The 16,491-nt window shown below is 42.6% G+C and carries 15 protein-coding genes and 1 pseudogene; 3 read left to right on the forward strand and 13 right to left on the reverse strand.

What is annotated here, in order from left to right:
• Nucleotides 1–40: 40 nt before the first annotated feature.
• The 4 genes and pseudogenes from Q7674_RS18385 to Q7674_RS18400 form a co-directional block, all read right to left on the reverse strand.
• Nucleotides 41–385, reverse strand: a complete 345-nt coding sequence (locus Q7674_RS18385; RefSeq protein WP_023931432.1) for a type II toxin-antitoxin system RelE/ParE family toxin — start codon at nucleotides 383–385, stop codon at nucleotides 41–43.
• 10 nt (nucleotides 386–395) lie between these two features.
• Nucleotides 396–635, reverse strand: a complete 240-nt coding sequence (locus Q7674_RS18390; RefSeq protein WP_023931431.1) for a type II toxin-antitoxin system prevent-host-death family antitoxin — start codon at nucleotides 633–635, stop codon at nucleotides 396–398.
• 151 nt (nucleotides 636–786) lie between these two features.
• Complete coding sequence (locus Q7674_RS18395; RefSeq protein WP_305423057.1) at nucleotides 787–3,258, reverse strand: ABC transporter permease; 2,472 nt, start codon at nucleotides 3,256–3,258, stop codon at nucleotides 787–789.
• A pseudogene (locus Q7674_RS18400) lies at nucleotides 3,248–3,835 on the reverse strand (ABC transporter ATP-binding protein); the annotation flags it as partial. The gene Q7674_RS18395 and the pseudogene Q7674_RS18400, both read right to left, overlap by 11 nt.
• A 100-nt stretch (nucleotides 3,836–3,935) precedes the next feature.
• On the opposite strand from Q7674_RS18400, the gene Q7674_RS18405 reads away from it, so the two are divergent.
• From Q7674_RS18405 to Q7674_RS18415, 3 genes are all read left to right on the forward strand, one after another.
• A complete protein-coding gene (locus tag Q7674_RS18405) occupies nucleotides 3,936–4,550 on the forward strand; it encodes an arylesterase (RefSeq protein WP_305423058.1) in 615 nt (204 codons plus the stop codon).
• Nucleotides 4,547–5,374, forward strand: a complete 828-nt coding sequence (locus Q7674_RS18410) for an SDR family oxidoreductase (protein WP_023931427.1) — start codon at nucleotides 4,547–4,549, stop codon at nucleotides 5,372–5,374. Before Q7674_RS18405 ends, Q7674_RS18410 begins: the two co-directional genes overlap by 4 nt.
• Before the next feature lie 488 nt (nucleotides 5,375–5,862).
• Entirely contained in the window at nucleotides 5,863–6,717 is an 855-nt protein-coding gene (locus tag Q7674_RS18415; RefSeq protein ID WP_045063626.1) for a co-chaperone YbbN, read from the forward strand.
• Between the two features lie 120 nt (nucleotides 6,718–6,837).
• On the opposite strand, the gene der is transcribed toward Q7674_RS18415, so the two are convergent.
• From der to ndk, 9 genes are all read right to left on the reverse strand, one after another.
• Entirely contained in the window at nucleotides 6,838–8,340 is a 1,503-nt protein-coding gene (der, locus tag Q7674_RS18420) for a ribosome biogenesis GTPase Der (protein WP_008987736.1), read from the reverse strand.
• Between the two features lie 177 nt (nucleotides 8,341–8,517).
• Nucleotides 8,518–9,681, reverse strand: coding sequence for an outer membrane protein assembly factor BamB (gene bamB, locus Q7674_RS18425; protein ID WP_008987737.1), 1,164 nt, complete (start codon nucleotides 9,679–9,681; stop codon nucleotides 8,518–8,520).
• Nucleotides 9,682–9,692: 11 nt separating this feature from the next.
• Nucleotides 9,693–10,304 carry a YfgM family protein gene (locus Q7674_RS18430; protein ID WP_045063624.1) on the reverse strand — a complete coding sequence of 204 codons (612 nt, stop codon included), beginning with the start codon at nucleotides 10,302–10,304 and terminating at the stop codon, nucleotides 9,693–9,695.
• Between the two features lie 13 nt (nucleotides 10,305–10,317).
• Nucleotides 10,318–11,586, reverse strand: coding sequence for a histidine--tRNA ligase (gene hisS / locus Q7674_RS18435; protein ID WP_008987739.1), 1,269 nt, complete (start codon nucleotides 11,584–11,586; stop codon nucleotides 10,318–10,320).
• 96 nt (nucleotides 11,587–11,682) lie between these two features.
• Nucleotides 11,683–12,804 (reverse strand): flavodoxin-dependent (E)-4-hydroxy-3-methylbut-2-enyl-diphosphate synthase, encoded by a 1,122-nt coding sequence (ispG, locus tag Q7674_RS18440; protein ID WP_008987740.1) that lies wholly within the window; start codon nucleotides 12,802–12,804, stop codon nucleotides 11,683–11,685.
• Between the two features lie 18 nt (nucleotides 12,805–12,822).
• Nucleotides 12,823–13,836, reverse strand: a complete 1,014-nt coding sequence (rodZ, locus tag Q7674_RS18445; RefSeq protein WP_305423061.1) for a cytoskeleton protein RodZ — start codon at nucleotides 13,834–13,836, stop codon at nucleotides 12,823–12,825.
• Nucleotides 13,826–14,584 carry a type IV pilus biogenesis/stability protein PilW gene (gene pilW / locus Q7674_RS18450; RefSeq protein ID WP_023931423.1) on the reverse strand — a complete coding sequence of 253 codons (759 nt, stop codon included), beginning with the start codon at nucleotides 14,582–14,584 and terminating at the stop codon, nucleotides 13,826–13,828. Before pilW ends, rodZ begins: the two co-directional genes overlap by 11 nt.
• 56 nt (nucleotides 14,585–14,640) lie before the next feature.
• Nucleotides 14,641–15,762, reverse strand: coding sequence for a dual-specificity RNA methyltransferase RlmN (gene rlmN / locus Q7674_RS18455; protein ID WP_008987743.1), 1,122 nt, complete (start codon nucleotides 15,760–15,762; stop codon nucleotides 14,641–14,643).
• A gap of 278 nt (nucleotides 15,763–16,040) precedes the next feature.
• On the reverse strand, nucleotides 16,041–16,469 hold the full coding sequence (gene ndk / locus Q7674_RS18460; protein WP_008987744.1) for a nucleoside-diphosphate kinase: 429 nt from the start codon (nucleotides 16,467–16,469) through the stop codon (nucleotides 16,041–16,043).
• Between the last annotated feature and the right edge of the window lie 22 nt (nucleotides 16,470–16,491).

Here is a 16,491-nt window from a genome sequence, read left to right on the forward strand (position 1 = left end):
TACACCTAACACAACAATATCGAAAGCGACCTTATAAAATTTATTTATAAACGAGACAATAATCTATCAGTGTCTTTTGCATATCTTGTTTATCACTAAGCATCAACATTGCATAAACTATGTTATTGACTGCATCATAGCGATAAACAATTTTTAGCCCATCAGATTTAAATACTCGGTACTCAATCATTCCAAAAAATTCCCTTATGTCATGACATATTGGATACATTTCAGGATTATCTAATACAGTCGATTCAAATCTCTCAATCAGCTTTTCAACTCGCTCAACAACCTTAACTTCATCACTCCACTGGGTGAAATAATCAATTAAAGCAAAAGTTGTATTCTCAAATGTATTTGTAGGAACTAATGTAGTTTTAGCCATGATTTCTCGTCTATTTTTTACGAGCGGCTAATCTATCTTTTAATGATGTCATTGACGATGTACGACCTTGTTTGATATCTGATTCAGCAAAACTCAGCATCTTCATCATTGCAATGGCTTGCTCACGACGTTCATGTTCTTCATAAGAAATCACAACGTAAGAGGGTTTACCATTTTGTGTAATCGTTAATGGCTCATCTAAAGGTAGATCTGCAGCATTTTTCTTTAGAAAACTTACTGTTTCAATCATCTTCACCTTCCATTGTGCTCTGCTTCTCATAGAGCATTTATTTCATCACTTTATCGGTAACTCTAACAGTCACACGATATAGCAATAATAGCTTCGCAAACCTAGAAAGTCTATATTTAGACCAAATTTAAACCATTGATATTTGAGCGTATCACCTTAACGGCAACAACAGCTTCTTGATCTGCGAGCGTGACACTAAATACACCAACCCAATAGCCAGCACAGGTAAGCCTATCCACATGAATGGGTGCAAGGTAAACGGCAGTTCAAAACCTTTCACCACCAGCAAACCAACAACAAATTCAGCGCCAATGGCTGCAATAATACCAGCCAATAACGCGATAATACCGTATTCAAACCACAAGGTAGCAGCAATGCGTTTTCGGCTTGCACCGAGTGTGCGATAAAGCTGAATTTCGGTTTGACGCTCTGAAATACTCAAGCGCAATAAGGTCATGATTAACAGCAACCCACTCAGAACACCTAAACCAGCTAATACCGTCAGTGACCAGCTCACTTGAGTTAACAAGCCTTGAATGCGTGTTGCCATCATGCGCAAATCAAGCACACTCACGGTTGGGTAATTGCCAGCTAAAGTATTGAGTAAATCACTTTGCTGATCGTTAATACGAAAACTCACTAACCATGTAGCAGGAAACGACTGCAATACATCTGGGGTGAAAATGAAGTAGAAATTCGGCTTCATGTTACGCCATTCCACATCACGAATACTGTTTACTATGGCGTTAAACTCTAACCCGCCAACAGTAAAAGCTAACTTATCACCCAATTTAATATTCAAGCGTTTCGCAATGCCAGATTCCACCGAAACACCAGGTCTATCCCCCCACTTACCTGCAATCACGTCATTATGACTCGGTAAGGTTTCTGCCCATGTGAAGTTAAGCTCTCGCCTTAATGCGGGATCGCGTTCTGAGTTAGTGTTAGAGGATGTCTCAGCTAATGCGTCATTTTGGCTTTCATCTTCCGTTGAATAAAAGCGTTGCTCATTAATCGCAACCAATCGCCCACGGGTCACAGGGTAGCCATCAGAACGGGCTAATTGATTCGCATCTAAATAATCTAAATAGGCTTGTTGCTGCTCTGGCGCAATATTAATTGCAAACACGTTAGGCGCATCAGCAGGTAAGGTATTTTTCCAATCAGCTAGTAGCTCGTTACGCAGTAAGCCAATCACAGCTAGTAGCATTAACGAACACGTCAATGCCGCCAATTGCGTTGCTGTTTTTGCTTTACTACGATTCACGCGGCTTAACGCCAAAGCATAAGCAGAGCCAAACTTAATCTTCTTAAGTAATGCGATAGCTGCGATGCCAACTAAAGCCAACAACACTAACAGTACAACCATGCCCAATAAGGTGAGCCACACAAACAAGTTAGTACCAATCCATGCAACGGCTGCCAATACAGGAAAAATCAGTAACAGCCACATTGGTGAGAATTTAGTCGTGGGTGTATCGGTTACTTGTACCGTGTTCATAGCAGATGCATTGACCAAGCGAGACAGCGGAATACCCAATGCAGGCAATGAAATAAATAACGCCAATAATAGGCTGATTACTAACGGCGCAACCCCAATGCTCGGTAATTCATCAGGCAGCAATTGTTGCAGTGGATAACGCAGTAACCATTCAAGCCAAAAACCCAAGATTAAACCCACGCCAATGGCGACTGAAAACACGACCGCAATTTGTTGTAATAACCATCGACAGAGAGAACGACGACTTGCGCCAAGACTCTTCATCATCGCAACAGACGTGATCCGAGTCGATGCATAATGCTGACATGTAAGCACTAAAGTTGCTGATGCCATGAGTACCACCAGCACTAAAGTCAGTGATAGGTATTGCCTTGCTCGTTCAATGAAATCACCACTGCGCCCTGCATCGTTTTCAGTTAACCAACGTTGGCTCGGTGTTAGCGAAAACTGTTTACGAATATCAGCCAATGCTGAATCTGAACCTGAGAAGTAATAACGATAACTGAGCCTACTACCCTCTTGGATCCCACCAATGGCTTCAATGTCTTGGTTATTAATTAGGACGGATGGCATTTGGCTAAAAGGATTAAAAGAAAGCTCGGGATCTTCTAAGATTCGCCCACTGATGGTTAGCTCACCATCCCCCAGCATTAGCCTATCACCCACTTTGACATCAAGTAGCGAAAATAAGCGTTCTGATAACCACAACTCACCAGGCTTCACATGATGGTGCACAGACTTATCAGCCGCTTGTAATCGTAAATCACCACGTAATGGAAACTGCGCATCTACGGCTTTAACACTGACTAACTGCATACCGTTATCGCTAAATGCCATGGTACCGAAACGGGTTTGCTGTGAGGTGATCACATTATTAGTTGATAGCTGCTTGAAATCGACCACTTGAGAGGATTGCAACACCATGTCTGCCGCTAACGCAGAGCGACCTTGCGAAACAATGATCCCTTCAACGCGGCTTACCAATGCCGATAACGCAAACACACAGGCAATAATTAAGCTCAGCGCTAAGGTGACTAACCATAACTGACCTTGTCGGATTTCACGCCACGCCCAACGTAAAAAGAATGGACGTTTTTTCATAGAAAGAGGATCACTCTGCATGACGTTCATCCCTCGCAAGTTTGCCGTTATCTAATCGCATTACACGATCGCAACGGGCAGCTAACGTGTCGTCATGGGTGACAAGCACTAATGTTGTGCCGCTGTTTTTATTAAGTTCAAACAGTAGCTCAATGATCATTGCTGCAGTGTGCTGATCAAGATTTCCCGTTGGCTCATCAGCAAACAAGATTTTAGGTTTGATCATAAATGCACGAGCTAGCGCGACGCGTTGTTGCTCTCCGCCTGATAATTGGCTTGGTAAGTGAGTTTCTCGCCCTTTTAATCCCACAACCGCAAGCAATTCTTTTGCTCGCTCAATGTCTACTTCATTGTCTTGGATCAGACACGGTAAGGTAACGTTCTCCAACGCATTCAACGTTGGGAGTAATAAGAAGTTTTGAAATACGAAACCAATAGATTCACTACGAAGTTGAGCGCGTTGCTCATCATCTAACGTAGAAAGGTTATGACCAAGCAGTTCTATTTCACCTTGTGTCGGCACATCAAGCCCTGCCAGTAATGTCATCAAGGTTGACTTACCTGCACCAGATACACCGACAAGAGCAATAGATTCACCTTGCTCGACCTCTAGCGAAACATCCTGCAAAATAGTCATTGGCGACAAGGTAGTCGTGACCTGTTTTGATACAGAGTGCGCTTTAATTACGGAGACAGACATGATACGAATCCTTTCATTGTTGATGCTGGTGTTTTCATCCACAGCATTGAGTCAAACACTGTTAGTCCTTGGCGATAGCCTCAGTGCCGATTACCAAATGCCAGCAGAAAAAAGCTGGCCTGCACTGCTTCCCCCTTTGTTAGCACAACAAGCACAGCCAACAACGGTGATAAATGCGAGTATCTCTGGCGATACCACTGGTAACGGTCTTGCGCGATTACCTAAATTACTAAAACAACATAAACCGGATTTTGTTTTAATCGAATTAGGTGCGAATGACGGTTTACGTGGCTTCCACCCTAAAATATTACGTAATAACCTCAGCCAAATGATCACTGAGATCAAAAAAGTGCGATCACAGCCGCTATTAATGCAAATTGAAGTCCCGCCTAACTATGGCAAACGTTATAACGAACTGTTTCGTAATACTTATCCGTCATTAAGCGAAGCAACTAATGTACCTTTATTACCATTTTTTCTGGTTGATATTATTGTCAAACCAGAGCTGATGATGAAAGATGGTCTGCACCCAACCGCGGAAGCACAACCGCTTATTGCTCAGTTTATGGCAAAACACCTTCTACCTTATCTCAACAAGGAAAGCTCACAGTGACACAATCTATTTTAATTACAGGGTGTAGCTCTGGTATTGGTTATTACTGTGCGAAAGCACTGACCGAACAAGGCTTCAATATAGTTGCCAGTTGCCGCAAGCCAGAAGATGTAGAAAGACTCAATCAAGAAGGCATTCGCTGTGTTCAATTGGATGTCACTTCTGAACAATCCATCACAGATGGTTTACAACAAGCGCTTGCTATAACAGGAGGCTCTATTGATGTGTTATTTAATAATGCCGCTTACGGACAGCCGGGCGCATTAGAAGATTTACCAACATCAGCCCTGCGTGAGCAGTTTGAAGCGAATTTCTTTGGCTGGCATGAGCTGACTAAACAAGTGATCCCGCTGATGCTTGCCCAAGGTCACGGCAAAATTGTGCAAAACAGCTCCGTGCTAGGTTTGGTTGCGATGAAATACCGTGGGGCGTATAACGCCAGCAAATTTGCCATTGAAGGTTATACCGATACCTTACGTTTAGAGCTCACCAATACCCCAATTACGATTTCACTCATTGAGCCGGGGCCAATTGAAAGCCAATTTCGTGCTAATGCAAAGCGCATGTTTGAACGTCATATTGATATGGCTGGATCTCGCCATCATGACAACTATCAAGACACTCTATCTCGCCTTGGAAAAGAAGAAGTGACTAATAAGTTCACCTTAAAGCCTGATGCCGTATTACGTCCATTATTAGACGTCATTAATAGCTCTCATCCAAAATCACGCTATTACGTGACACAACCGACCTACATCTTTGGTTTCCTACGCCGTATCCTACCTACACATTTACTAGATAAGCTATTGATAAAAAGCAACTAAACCATCATTCCGCTGCTTAATATTAGGTATTTTAAGCAGCATTATCACTGTGATGAAATTGGTGATAAAAACAACATTTATAAAATTATCATAGTGATAAGTAGCTGTTATCTAGTAACTAAAGCGTCATAAATAGCCCATATCCTCTTTGAGGATCGACTAAGCGACAAAAATCATAAGACGTAATATTACTGTCATATAAGCAACGTAAAGTAGCAACATCTCTTAAGCTAACTCTCTTGGTTAGTTTTTCTTCATAGCTCAAAAGGTGTATGTATGACGTTGCGCCAAATTAACTTACTTTGTGCTTGTATCACCCTTGCTCTTTTACTGACATTTGGTAATTAATGCTCTAGTGAATCACTCACTTGAGCATTTTTTGCTTTTCGCTATCTCGACTCATGCTTTTCAACGATAGCTGCTTGATCCACATCGATTCATCCCCATATATTTGATATAGCCTTCAAATAGCCAATGGATCGAATTACATGTACCAAAATACAGCGCTAGAAATTAACGAACAAAATCTGCAGCAGGTTATCGAGCAGTCAATGCAAACGCCTGTTGTTATCAGCTTTTGGGCGCCATCGATGCCTGAAACGCTAGAAGTTAACGCCACACTTGAAAAACTTGCCCGTGAATACCAAGGGCAATTTGTACTGGCGACATTAAACTGTGAAACCCAACAAATGGTAGCATCGCAGTTTGGTGTTCGCGGCTTACCAACAGTCGCGCTATTTAAAAATGGTCAACCAACGGATGGTTCTGCAGGTCCACAAACCGAGCAAAGCCTACGTGAAATGCTAACGCGCCACTTACCAAGCCAAGAAGAGTTGGCACTAAAACAAGCATTAGTATTAGTTGATAATAAAGACTACGCTCAAGCTCTACCGCTACTGCGCCAACTTGCAGCTACGCAACCTAACGATAGTTTAGTGAATTTAGCGATTGCTGAATGTTTAATTGAAACTGCACTATTTGATGAAGCAGAGCCAATCCTTGCCACTATTCCAATGCAAGATCAAGATGCGCACTATAAGAGCTTAGTAGCGAGATTAGAACTACACAAACAAGCAGGTAATTCACCAGAGATCCAGCAGCTTGAGCAAAAGCTAGCAGCCGATCCTGATAACGTAGAACTACGTTATGAATTAGCTATTCAATATAGCCAAGTGAACCGTAATGAAGAAGCGTTAGAGCTATTGATTGAGCTCCTACGCAAAGACATGAACTATTCAGATGGTAACGCGAAGAAGACCATGATGGATATTTTAACTGCATTAGGTCAAGGCAACCCAATGGCGGCATCTTACCGTCGTCAGCTTTACTCATTAATGTATTAATTACTTATTTAATTAGGTATCAGCAACTAAATACAAACAGCTGATATTAAAAAGCCCGATACGCTTTAACTACATAAAGTTAGCGTATCGGGCTTTTTCGTATTCGCTTAACGCAGTAAATTACTTCTTACGATCGCGTAGTGCATTCGTTAGACGCTTACGTTGGCGCTCTTGAGAAACAGTTAGTTTTTGCTTCTTGGTTTCGAATGGGTTTTCGCTGTTCTGGAATTGAATACGAATTGGTGTACCCATCATTTCTAATGACTTACGGTAGTAGTTCATTAGGTAACGCTTATAAGAGCCCGGCAGTTCATTCACCTGGTTACCGTGAACCACGATAATTGGTGGGTTGTAACCACCTGCGTGCGCATATTTTAGTTTCACACGGCGACCACGGATCATTGGTGGCTGGTGATCGTCTTGTGCCATTTGCATAATACGTGTTAGTAACGAGGTACTAATACGCTTAGTTGCAGATTGGTACGCTTCAATCACTGACTCGTATAAGTGACCCACGCCTGTACCGTGAAGTGCAGAAATGAAGTGAATACGTGCAAAGTCAACGAAACCTAAACGACGGTCAAGCTCTGACTTAACGCGCTCTTTAACTTCATTATCCAAACCATCCCATTTGTTCACAGCGATAACCAATGAACGACCCGCATTTAGCGCAAAACCTAATAGGCTTAGATCTTGATCTGAAATGTTTTCACGCGCATCGATAACTAGTAATACAACGTTTGCATCTTCAACCGCTTTTAGCGTTTGAATAACAGAGAACTTCTCAACCGCTTGGTGCATGTTCTTACGACGACGGATACCAGCAGTATCGATCAGAACATATTCTTGACCATCACGCTCCATTGGAATGTAGATAGAGTCACGCGTTGTTCCCGGCATATCGTAAACAACCACACGCTCTTCACCTAGAATACGGTTAGTTAGCGTTGATTTACCAACGTTTGGACGACCAATGATCGCAAGCTTAATTGGCTGCTCTTGAAGACGCTTATACGCAGCTTCTGCATCAGCTTCAGAAAGGTTTGCTTTCTCAATATCTTCAACAGATGTTAGATCTTCGATAGAAACTTCTTGCTCTTCGCCGTTTTCAGCAAGCTCTGCATTCAGTTTGTCAGAGAACGGTGCTAATGCACGTTCCATTAGAGCCGTTACACCACGGTTTTGCGTTGCTGCAATTTGATACATTGCATCAACACCTAGACGCCAGAATTCAGCACATGCGCTGTCTGCATCAATACCATCAACCTTGTTTACAACAAGGAAAGTTGGCTTATCACGGCTACGTAAATGTTTAGCAATTGCTTCGTCTGCTGCAGTTAAGCCTGCACGACCATCAACTAGGAACAGAACAACATCAGCTTCTTCAATCGCCGCTAATGACTGTTCAGCCATTTTTGTTTCAACGCCTTCTTCAGTACCATCAATACCACCGGTATCGATAACAATGAATTCGTGCTCTTCTAGCTCTGCTCTACCGTATTTACGATCCCTAGTTAAGCCAGGAAAGTCAGCAACAAGTGCATCCCTTGTGCGAGTAAGACGATTAAATAGCGTCGATTTACCCACGTTCGGGCGCCCGACTAGGGCAACAACAGGAATCATAACTACCTCTTACTTTTCATAGTCTTATTGACATTCTTACCGTTCATTCTTGCCTCCAGCCTATATTTTTATAAGCCTTCATCCGACAATAATATCTACAACGGATATAACAACAACGGCTCCAACTACTTATCGCAGTTGGAGCCGACAAATTTAATCTAGCGACATTATACCGATTTATTGCGGTATTTGCATTTTGTTGATTTCACCATCACGGGTCACAACAATAAAGCCATTATCGTCTAGTGCGACAGGCGGTACCGCAATACCACTGCTATCAATTTCTTCTTGTGAAACGAACTCGCCATTCTGAGTATCTAGCCAGTGTAGGTAACCTTCAGCATCACCCACCACTACATAGCCATCAATCATCGCTGGTGCGCTTAACTGACGGTATTGTAGATCCGTGTTTTGCCATAATTCGGTACCGCTACGTGCATCGACTGCTACAACATGATCTTTCGCTGTTACTAAGAATAGCTCACTACCATCAACAATAAAGTTTGTTGCTGAAGAGTAGTTACGTTTCCAAACAATTTGTCCAGAACGCAGATCGATTGATACTAATGTACCGTTGTAACCCACTGCAAATAGACGATCACCAGCAATAACAGGTGATGCATCAACATCAACTAAGCGATCAATTTCTGTTGAGCCCTTTGGTGCAGCAATTGATTGTTGCCACAACAGACGACCATCAGACATTAATGCGCCCGCTAAACGACCGTTTGCTAAGCCCCAGAACACACCACCAGAAACAGCTACAGGTGAGCTATCACCACGTAGTGTCAACGTTGGTACTTCGTTGCTTACTTGCCATTTTGACGCGCCAGTTTCAACATCTAGAGCTTCTAATACACCACTGCTGGTATTTACAACAACTAAACCATCAGCAACAAGCGGTTTTGCTAATACTTCACCAGCAACCGTTGTACGCCAAACTTCTTTACCTGTTTCAGCATCTAATGCGATAACTTTCGCATTTTCAGTGCCAACAAAAACTTTGCCGTCACCTAATACTAAACCGCCAGAAAGCTTCGCACTGTTGTCACCTTCAAGATCGGTTTCCCACTCAACTTTACCTGTTGCTGGGTTTAGTGCTTCGATAAGACCAGCACGATCTGCAACGAACACTTTATCCAGACCTACAGCAGGCGTTAGTTTTGAGTAGTAGCCATTTACGCCATCACCGACGCTACGGCTCCAATCTGTTTTTGGTGTGAAAGTATTATCAACCTTTGGCAATGGTGCCATTTGAATTGAATCAACTTCACTCGCACAACCTGATAGCACACTTACTGCAACAGCAACGGCTAAAACACGTTTTAACACTTTTTGCATCGTCATCTGCCTTATTGCGCTAAATCATCAAGCTTCATTTGCAATGCAGGTGATGAACCGTCTTGCTGAGCTTCTACATAAGCTTCACGTGCACCTGTGATATCGCCTTTTTGTAGCAAAATATCACCACGTAGTTCAGCAACTTTTGATTTCCAGCTTGGTACTGTTACTTTCTTAAGTTCAGCCAATGCTTCATCAAATTTTTGCTGTTCTGCATAAATACGAGCTAAACGTGTTGTTGCTAAAGGTAGAATCGCTTCGTCTTTAGTATTGTTAAGCACCCATTGAAGTTGCTCAACAGCGCCATTCAGATCTTGATTCTCAACCTGAACTTTTGCTAGCTGTAATGCTGTAAGCACTGCGTATTGACTGCCTTTGTTAGCATCAATAAATGTTTTTGCTTCAGCGACTGCGTCTTTGCTGTTTTCATCAAGTGCAGAAACAACTTGTGTGTAGCTATCAGATGCAACGTGTTTTGCAGCATGTACTTCAGACTGGTAGTAACGCCAGCCCCAAAGACCACCTAAACCAATCACGGCGCCTAGAACAACGGCTTTGCCGTTCTCTTGCCACCACGATTTAATCGCTTCAACCTGTTGTTCTTCTGTGGCGTAGTCGTTCACTTCCTGTCCTCTCTTAAATCAGTGCTGCCAGTTTTGCAGCAACCTCATCCTGTGCCATGGTCGTCTGCTCACCGCCGTGTAAGTCTTTTACTACTACGGTGTTTTCAGCAATTTCATTTTCTCCAAGAACTAATGCAACAGCTGCGCCAACGTTGTCTGCGCGCTTAAATTGCTTCTTGAAGTTACCGCCACCAAAGTGCGTCATTACACGTAAACCTGATACTTCAGTACGTAGCTTCTCAGCCAGTGTCATACCTGCAGCCAGTGTACCTTCACCCGCCGTTACCACGTAAACGTCTACTGAACGACGAACTTCGTCTTGTTCTAGTGCTTCCATTAGTAATACTAGGCGCTCAAGACCCATAGCAAAACCAACAGAAGGTGTCGCTTTACCACCTAGTTGTTCAACTAGACCATCGTAACGACCGCCACCACAAACAGTACCTTGTGCGCCAAGGCTCTCTGTGATCCACTCAAATACAGTACGGTTATAGTAGTCTAAACCACGTACAAGACGTTCATTTACTTGGTATTTGATGCCAGCAGCGTCTAATAGTTCACATAAACCGTCAAAGTGTTCTTTAGATTCTGGATCTAAGTACTCAGAAAGCTTAGGCGCATCAACTAGGATTTCTTGAATTGCTGCATTCTTAGTATCTAGTACACGTAATGGGTTGGTGTACATACGACGTTTTGCATCTTCATCAAGTACATCTAAGTGTTGCTCAAGGAAAGCAATAAGTGCTTTACGGTATTCTGCACGCGCTTCTAGTGAACCGATTGAGTTCAACTCTAGACGAACATGTTCGTGAATACCTAACTCACGCCACAGACGTGCAGTCATCATAATAAGTTCAGCGTCGATATCAGGACCGTTAAGACCAAATACTTCTACACCTACTTGGTGGAACTGACGGTAACGACCTTTTTGTGGGCGCTCATGACGGAACATTGGACCAATGTACCAAAGACGCTGTTCTTGGTTGTATAGCAAACCATTTTGAATACCAGCACGTACACAACCTGCTGTACCTTCTGGGCGCAGTGTTAGGCTATCGCCATTACGATCTTCAAAAGTGTACATTTCTTTTTCAACAACGTCGGTCACTTCACCGATCGCACGTTTAAACAAATGTGTTGATTCAACAATCGGCATACGAATTTCGTTATAACCGTATGCACTGATCACTTGTTTAACAGTACCTTCGACTTTTTGCCAAAGTGGAGATTGTGTTGGAAGGCAGTCGTTCATGCCTCGAATTGCTTGAATTTGTTTCGCCACGTTTATTCTCGTTAACCGCTGGGAATTGGAATCGAATATATAATGTCTTTATGAAATAGTGAACCATGCTCAATCATTATGAGCATGGTTTTTTGATTATATATCTTGTTGTTTTACATCAATGCGGTTGTTTTGATCTAACATTGATGCCTTTGCTCGAATTTTACTCTCAAGCTGATCAATCACATTGTCGTTATCAAAGCGCTCTTTTTGACGGATACCGTCTTCATAGAAAGCACTCTTACGGTTACCGCCTGCAATACCTAAATGAGAAACTTCTGCTTCACCTGGGCCGTTTACTACACAACCAATCACAGAAACATCCATTGGTACCACGATATCTTCTAGACGTTGCTCTAGCTCATTAACGGTACCGATCACATCAAATTCTTGGCGTGAACATGTTGGACAAGCAATAAAGTTGATGCCACGAGAACGGATACGCAGTGATTTTAAGATATCAAAACCAACTTTGATTTCTTCAACCGGATCGGCAGCAAGAGAAATACGTAATGTGTCACCGATACCTTCCGCTAGAAGCATACCTAGACCAACTGCAGATTTAACAGAACCTGCTCGCGCACCACCCGCTTCGGTGATACCAAGGTGAAGAGGCTGAACAATTTGCTTTGCTAGTAAACGGTAAGATTCAACAGCAAGGAAAACATCAGAGGCTTTTACGCTAACTTTGAATTGATCAAAGTTCAGACGATCTAAGATTTCCACATGGCGCATTGCTGATTCAACTAAAGCTTGCGGTGTAGGTTCACCGTACTTTTGCTGAATATCTTTTTCTAAAGAGCCACCGTTAACACCGATACGAATAGGAATGTTCTTGTCACGTGCACATTCAACCACAGCGCGAATACGATCTTCTCGACCGATATTACCTGGGTTAATACGCAGACAATCTACGCCATATTCTGCAACTTTAAGTGCAATGCGGTAATCAAAATGAATATCAGCAACAAGCGGTACATTGACTTGTTGTTTGATCACTTTGAATGCTTCCGCTGCATCCATTGTCGGTACAGAAACACGGACAATATCAGCACCAACTTTTTCTAATGCCTTGATCTGTGCAACAGTCGCTTCGACATCTGTTGTACGCGTGTTTGTCATCGACTGAACTGCGATAGGTGCACCATCGCCAATAGGCACATTACCTACGTAAATTCGGCTCGATTGACGGCGTATAATTGGTGATTCGTTATGCATTGCTTTTTCTCTAAATTACTACGGCAACTTAAGCGTTACTGGCTTCGATGATGGGTAACGACTTAAATCAAAAGGTTGACCTTTGATATTAATTTTAACGGCACCAGGTGCGCCAAGTCGAACGCGAAATGGTGCTTTACCCGCTAAATCTAATACTTGACCGACTTTCTTTACACCAGAGTCTAATCGCTTACCAGTCGCGTCACGTACGTCAATCCAACAATCGGCTGAAAAAGCTAACTGAAGCTGGGGGGCATCAGCATTTTGCTCTGTTGTTGCAGTCGCCGCTTCAGCGGTTTTCGCTGGTGCATTCGAACTGTCTGCAGGCGTTGCTGTACCAGAAGCAGATGCAGATGCTGTCGTTTGTGCCGTGCTTGATGTTGTTGATTCAGTAGCTGTAGGCGTTGTTGCCGTTGCTTCTGCTGGCTGCGCCGTGGTATCCGTTGTCGCTGAATGATCAACATTGGTATCCACCGTCGCAGGTTTCGTTGCGCTGATGGTTGCGTCATCATTCGTTAAAGTTGTCAAAATTGTTGAATCTTCACCTTGCACTTGTTTTTCATGAGCAACATTTTGATCTGCGATTATGTTTAAGGAATTAGTATTTTGATCAAGATGAATATTCTGCCACCACCAAATAGCGGTCACACCTACAAAAACAGCCGCCAGAATCCAAGTGAGTCCCATAATACGGCTGTCGTGTGCTTCACGTTTAGTACGGCGAGAAAAGCTCTGCATTTCTTGTGCATTTGGCTTGCTGTGACCGCATTTATCCAAAAGTGCAAGAACAACATTTTCTTCTAACCCCACATATTTTGCGTATGAACGCACATATCCACGTGTAAAGGTGGCTAGTTGGGCTTGCTCAAAACGATTGTTTTCAATGTCATCAATAACAGAAAGACGTAATCTTAGACGGTTAGCGATATCCTTTTGTGAATAGCCAAGTTGCTCTCGAGCTTGACGCAATACGTCACCAGGAAGATGATTCCCTTCTGTTATTTTTTGTTCTTCGTTATTTTCAGTATTCATTGGCCAAATAATTCTGATATTGCAGAGAATCTGGGTATTTCTCTTTCAGCAAAATAGCGTATTTGTTTGCCTGAGTTAAACGTCCAGCTTGTTTTTCCAACTGAATGAGTAACCACAAACTGTCTGCTGTGTACCCATATCTCTTATTAAATTTGAATAACTGTACGCGAGCATCTTTGAAATTGTTGGTCTCAATCTCAACTTGCGCCAGTTGCAACATAGATCTCGGACGATTCGGGTCATGGGCAAGCGCATTTTCAAAATAACCCGTTGCGGCTTCTAAATTGCCCTTCTTACGACTACATAAGCCTGCGTTTTCATAACTTGCCGAAATCAAATAATAATAAGGTTGTTCAATCGCTCTCACAAAAGCGGCAATGGCTTCATCGTAGCGTCCTTCACTACACAAGAATACACCATAGTTGTTTAAGACATCGCCATTTTTAGGTGAATATCTTAACGCTTGTTTGTACATCTTTTCTGCAGCGTCTTTATCACCAACTTTTTGATAATAATAAGCCATTGCATTTTGTGCACGGTAGTAGGTTGGATCATACTTTAACGCTAGCTCCAAATTTTCTCGTGCACGTTCCCACTGACCATCTTTTAAATAATTCAGGCCGAGGTTTAATCTCGCTTCTGAGGCAGCTTTAGGATCAAACTCTCTACCATTATCTGCCACTTCTACTGTGGCACAGCCTGTAAATAACAGGCATGACAATAGTGGGTATACGCTCCATCGTATCATTTTTGCTCACCTCAACATCCATGTGAAATTACGCAGTTATTTATAGAAGTCTGTTTTTAGACCGCTTTTACTGCAATTTGTTCACCCGCATTCAATTTAGCTTGGGTACGCTTGGTACGGTCGATGACATCACCAACTAACTGACCACAAGCGGCATCAATATCATCACCACGCGTTTTACGAACCGTTACGGTGAAATCGTATTCCATTAACGTTTTCATAAAACGGTCAATACGAGAATTGCTTGGCTTCTTATATGGTGAACCTGGGTACGGGTTAAACGGAATTAAGTTAATTTTCGCTGGTGTATCTTTTAATACTTTCGCTAATTGACGTGCATGTTCCATGTCGTCATTAACATGATCCAACAATACATATTCTACCGTTACTCGACCACGGTTCGCATTCGTTGAATTCACATAACGGCGAACTGCGTCCAAAAATGTTTCAATATCCCAACGGTTATTGATTGGCATGATTTGCGAACGTAGTTCATCTGTTGGTGCGTGCAATGAAATAGCAAGTGCCACGTCAATGTTACCGATCATTTGCTCAAGACCAGATACCACACCTGATGTTGATACGGTTACACGACGTTTTGATAAACCAAAACCTAGATCATCAAGCATAATTTCTAATGCTGGGATCAAGTTTTTCATATTTAATAATGGCTCGCCCATCCCCATCATTACAACGTTGGTAATTGGACGACGACCCGTTTCTTTTTGTACGCCGATTTCTTTCGCCGCACGCCATACCTGACCAATGATCTCAGATACACGTAAGTTACGGTTAAAGCCTTGCTGTGCCGTTGAGCAGAATTTACATTCCAATGCACAACCTACTTGTGATGAAACACATAGCGTTGCACGATCTTCATCAGGAATGTAAACCGTTTCAACGTCTTGATCACCCACTCGCATTGCCCATTTGATGGTGCCGTCCGCTGAGTGTTGCGCTTCAGAAACGTAAGGCGCGCGGATTTCAGCAACACGCTTTAATTTCTCGCGCAGCTTTTTGTTGATGTTGGTCATTTGATCGAAGTCATCACAACCGAAATGATAAATCCATTTCATGATCTGATCTGCACGGAATGGCTTCTCATTAAGTTCTTCGGCAAAGTATTTACGCAGACCTTTGCGATCGAAATCCAGCAGATTGATTTTGACAGTTGTCATCGGTTGGTGCCTCACTAAAAATGACTATTGCTGCGCCTAAATAATCAGGTGTTAAATGCAGACGTGATTATCTCGGGTTTAAGGCGCGAAATTGTACAGCCTTTACGGCATGGTTTCCACATGTTCACTCTATGGTTATTCTAGTGTTGCCAATTTAAAAACGCCACAGACAACAACGGGAAGCCTAAGCTTCCCGTTAAAAACATGATTAATCTATTCTTTCGCTAAAACCTAAGCCATCTGCTTAACATTGCTCGTCATAGATTTTTAACCATTAATTAGCCTCGTGGACAAATTTCATCTTCAGCAAAGAAGTAGGCAATTTCACGCGCTGCAGATTCTGGACTATCAGAACCATGTACTGAGTTATGACGCATGCTTAATGCAAAATCACTACGGATAGTGCCACACGCCGCTTCTTCTGGGTTTGTTTTACCCATTAACTCACGGTAACGCACGATCGCATTTTCGCCTTCTAACACTTGTACCATCACAGGACCTGAAGTCATAAATGCTACCAAGTCATCAAAGAAAGGTTTACCTTCATGCTCAGCGTAAAAACCTTGTGCTTTAGCACTGTCTAAATGCACCATTTTGGCAGCAACAATTTTCAATCCTGCATTTTCAAAACGCTGGTAGATCGCACCGATTAAGTTACGCTTTACCGCATCTGGTTTTACGATTGAGAAAGTTCTTTCGATTGTCATTATTATCGTTTCCTTTTGAGTC

The sequence above is a fragment of the Photobacterium leiognathi genome (assembly GCF_030685535.1).
Taxonomy (GTDB): Bacteria; Pseudomonadota; Gammaproteobacteria; order Enterobacterales; family Vibrionaceae; genus Photobacterium; species Photobacterium leiognathi.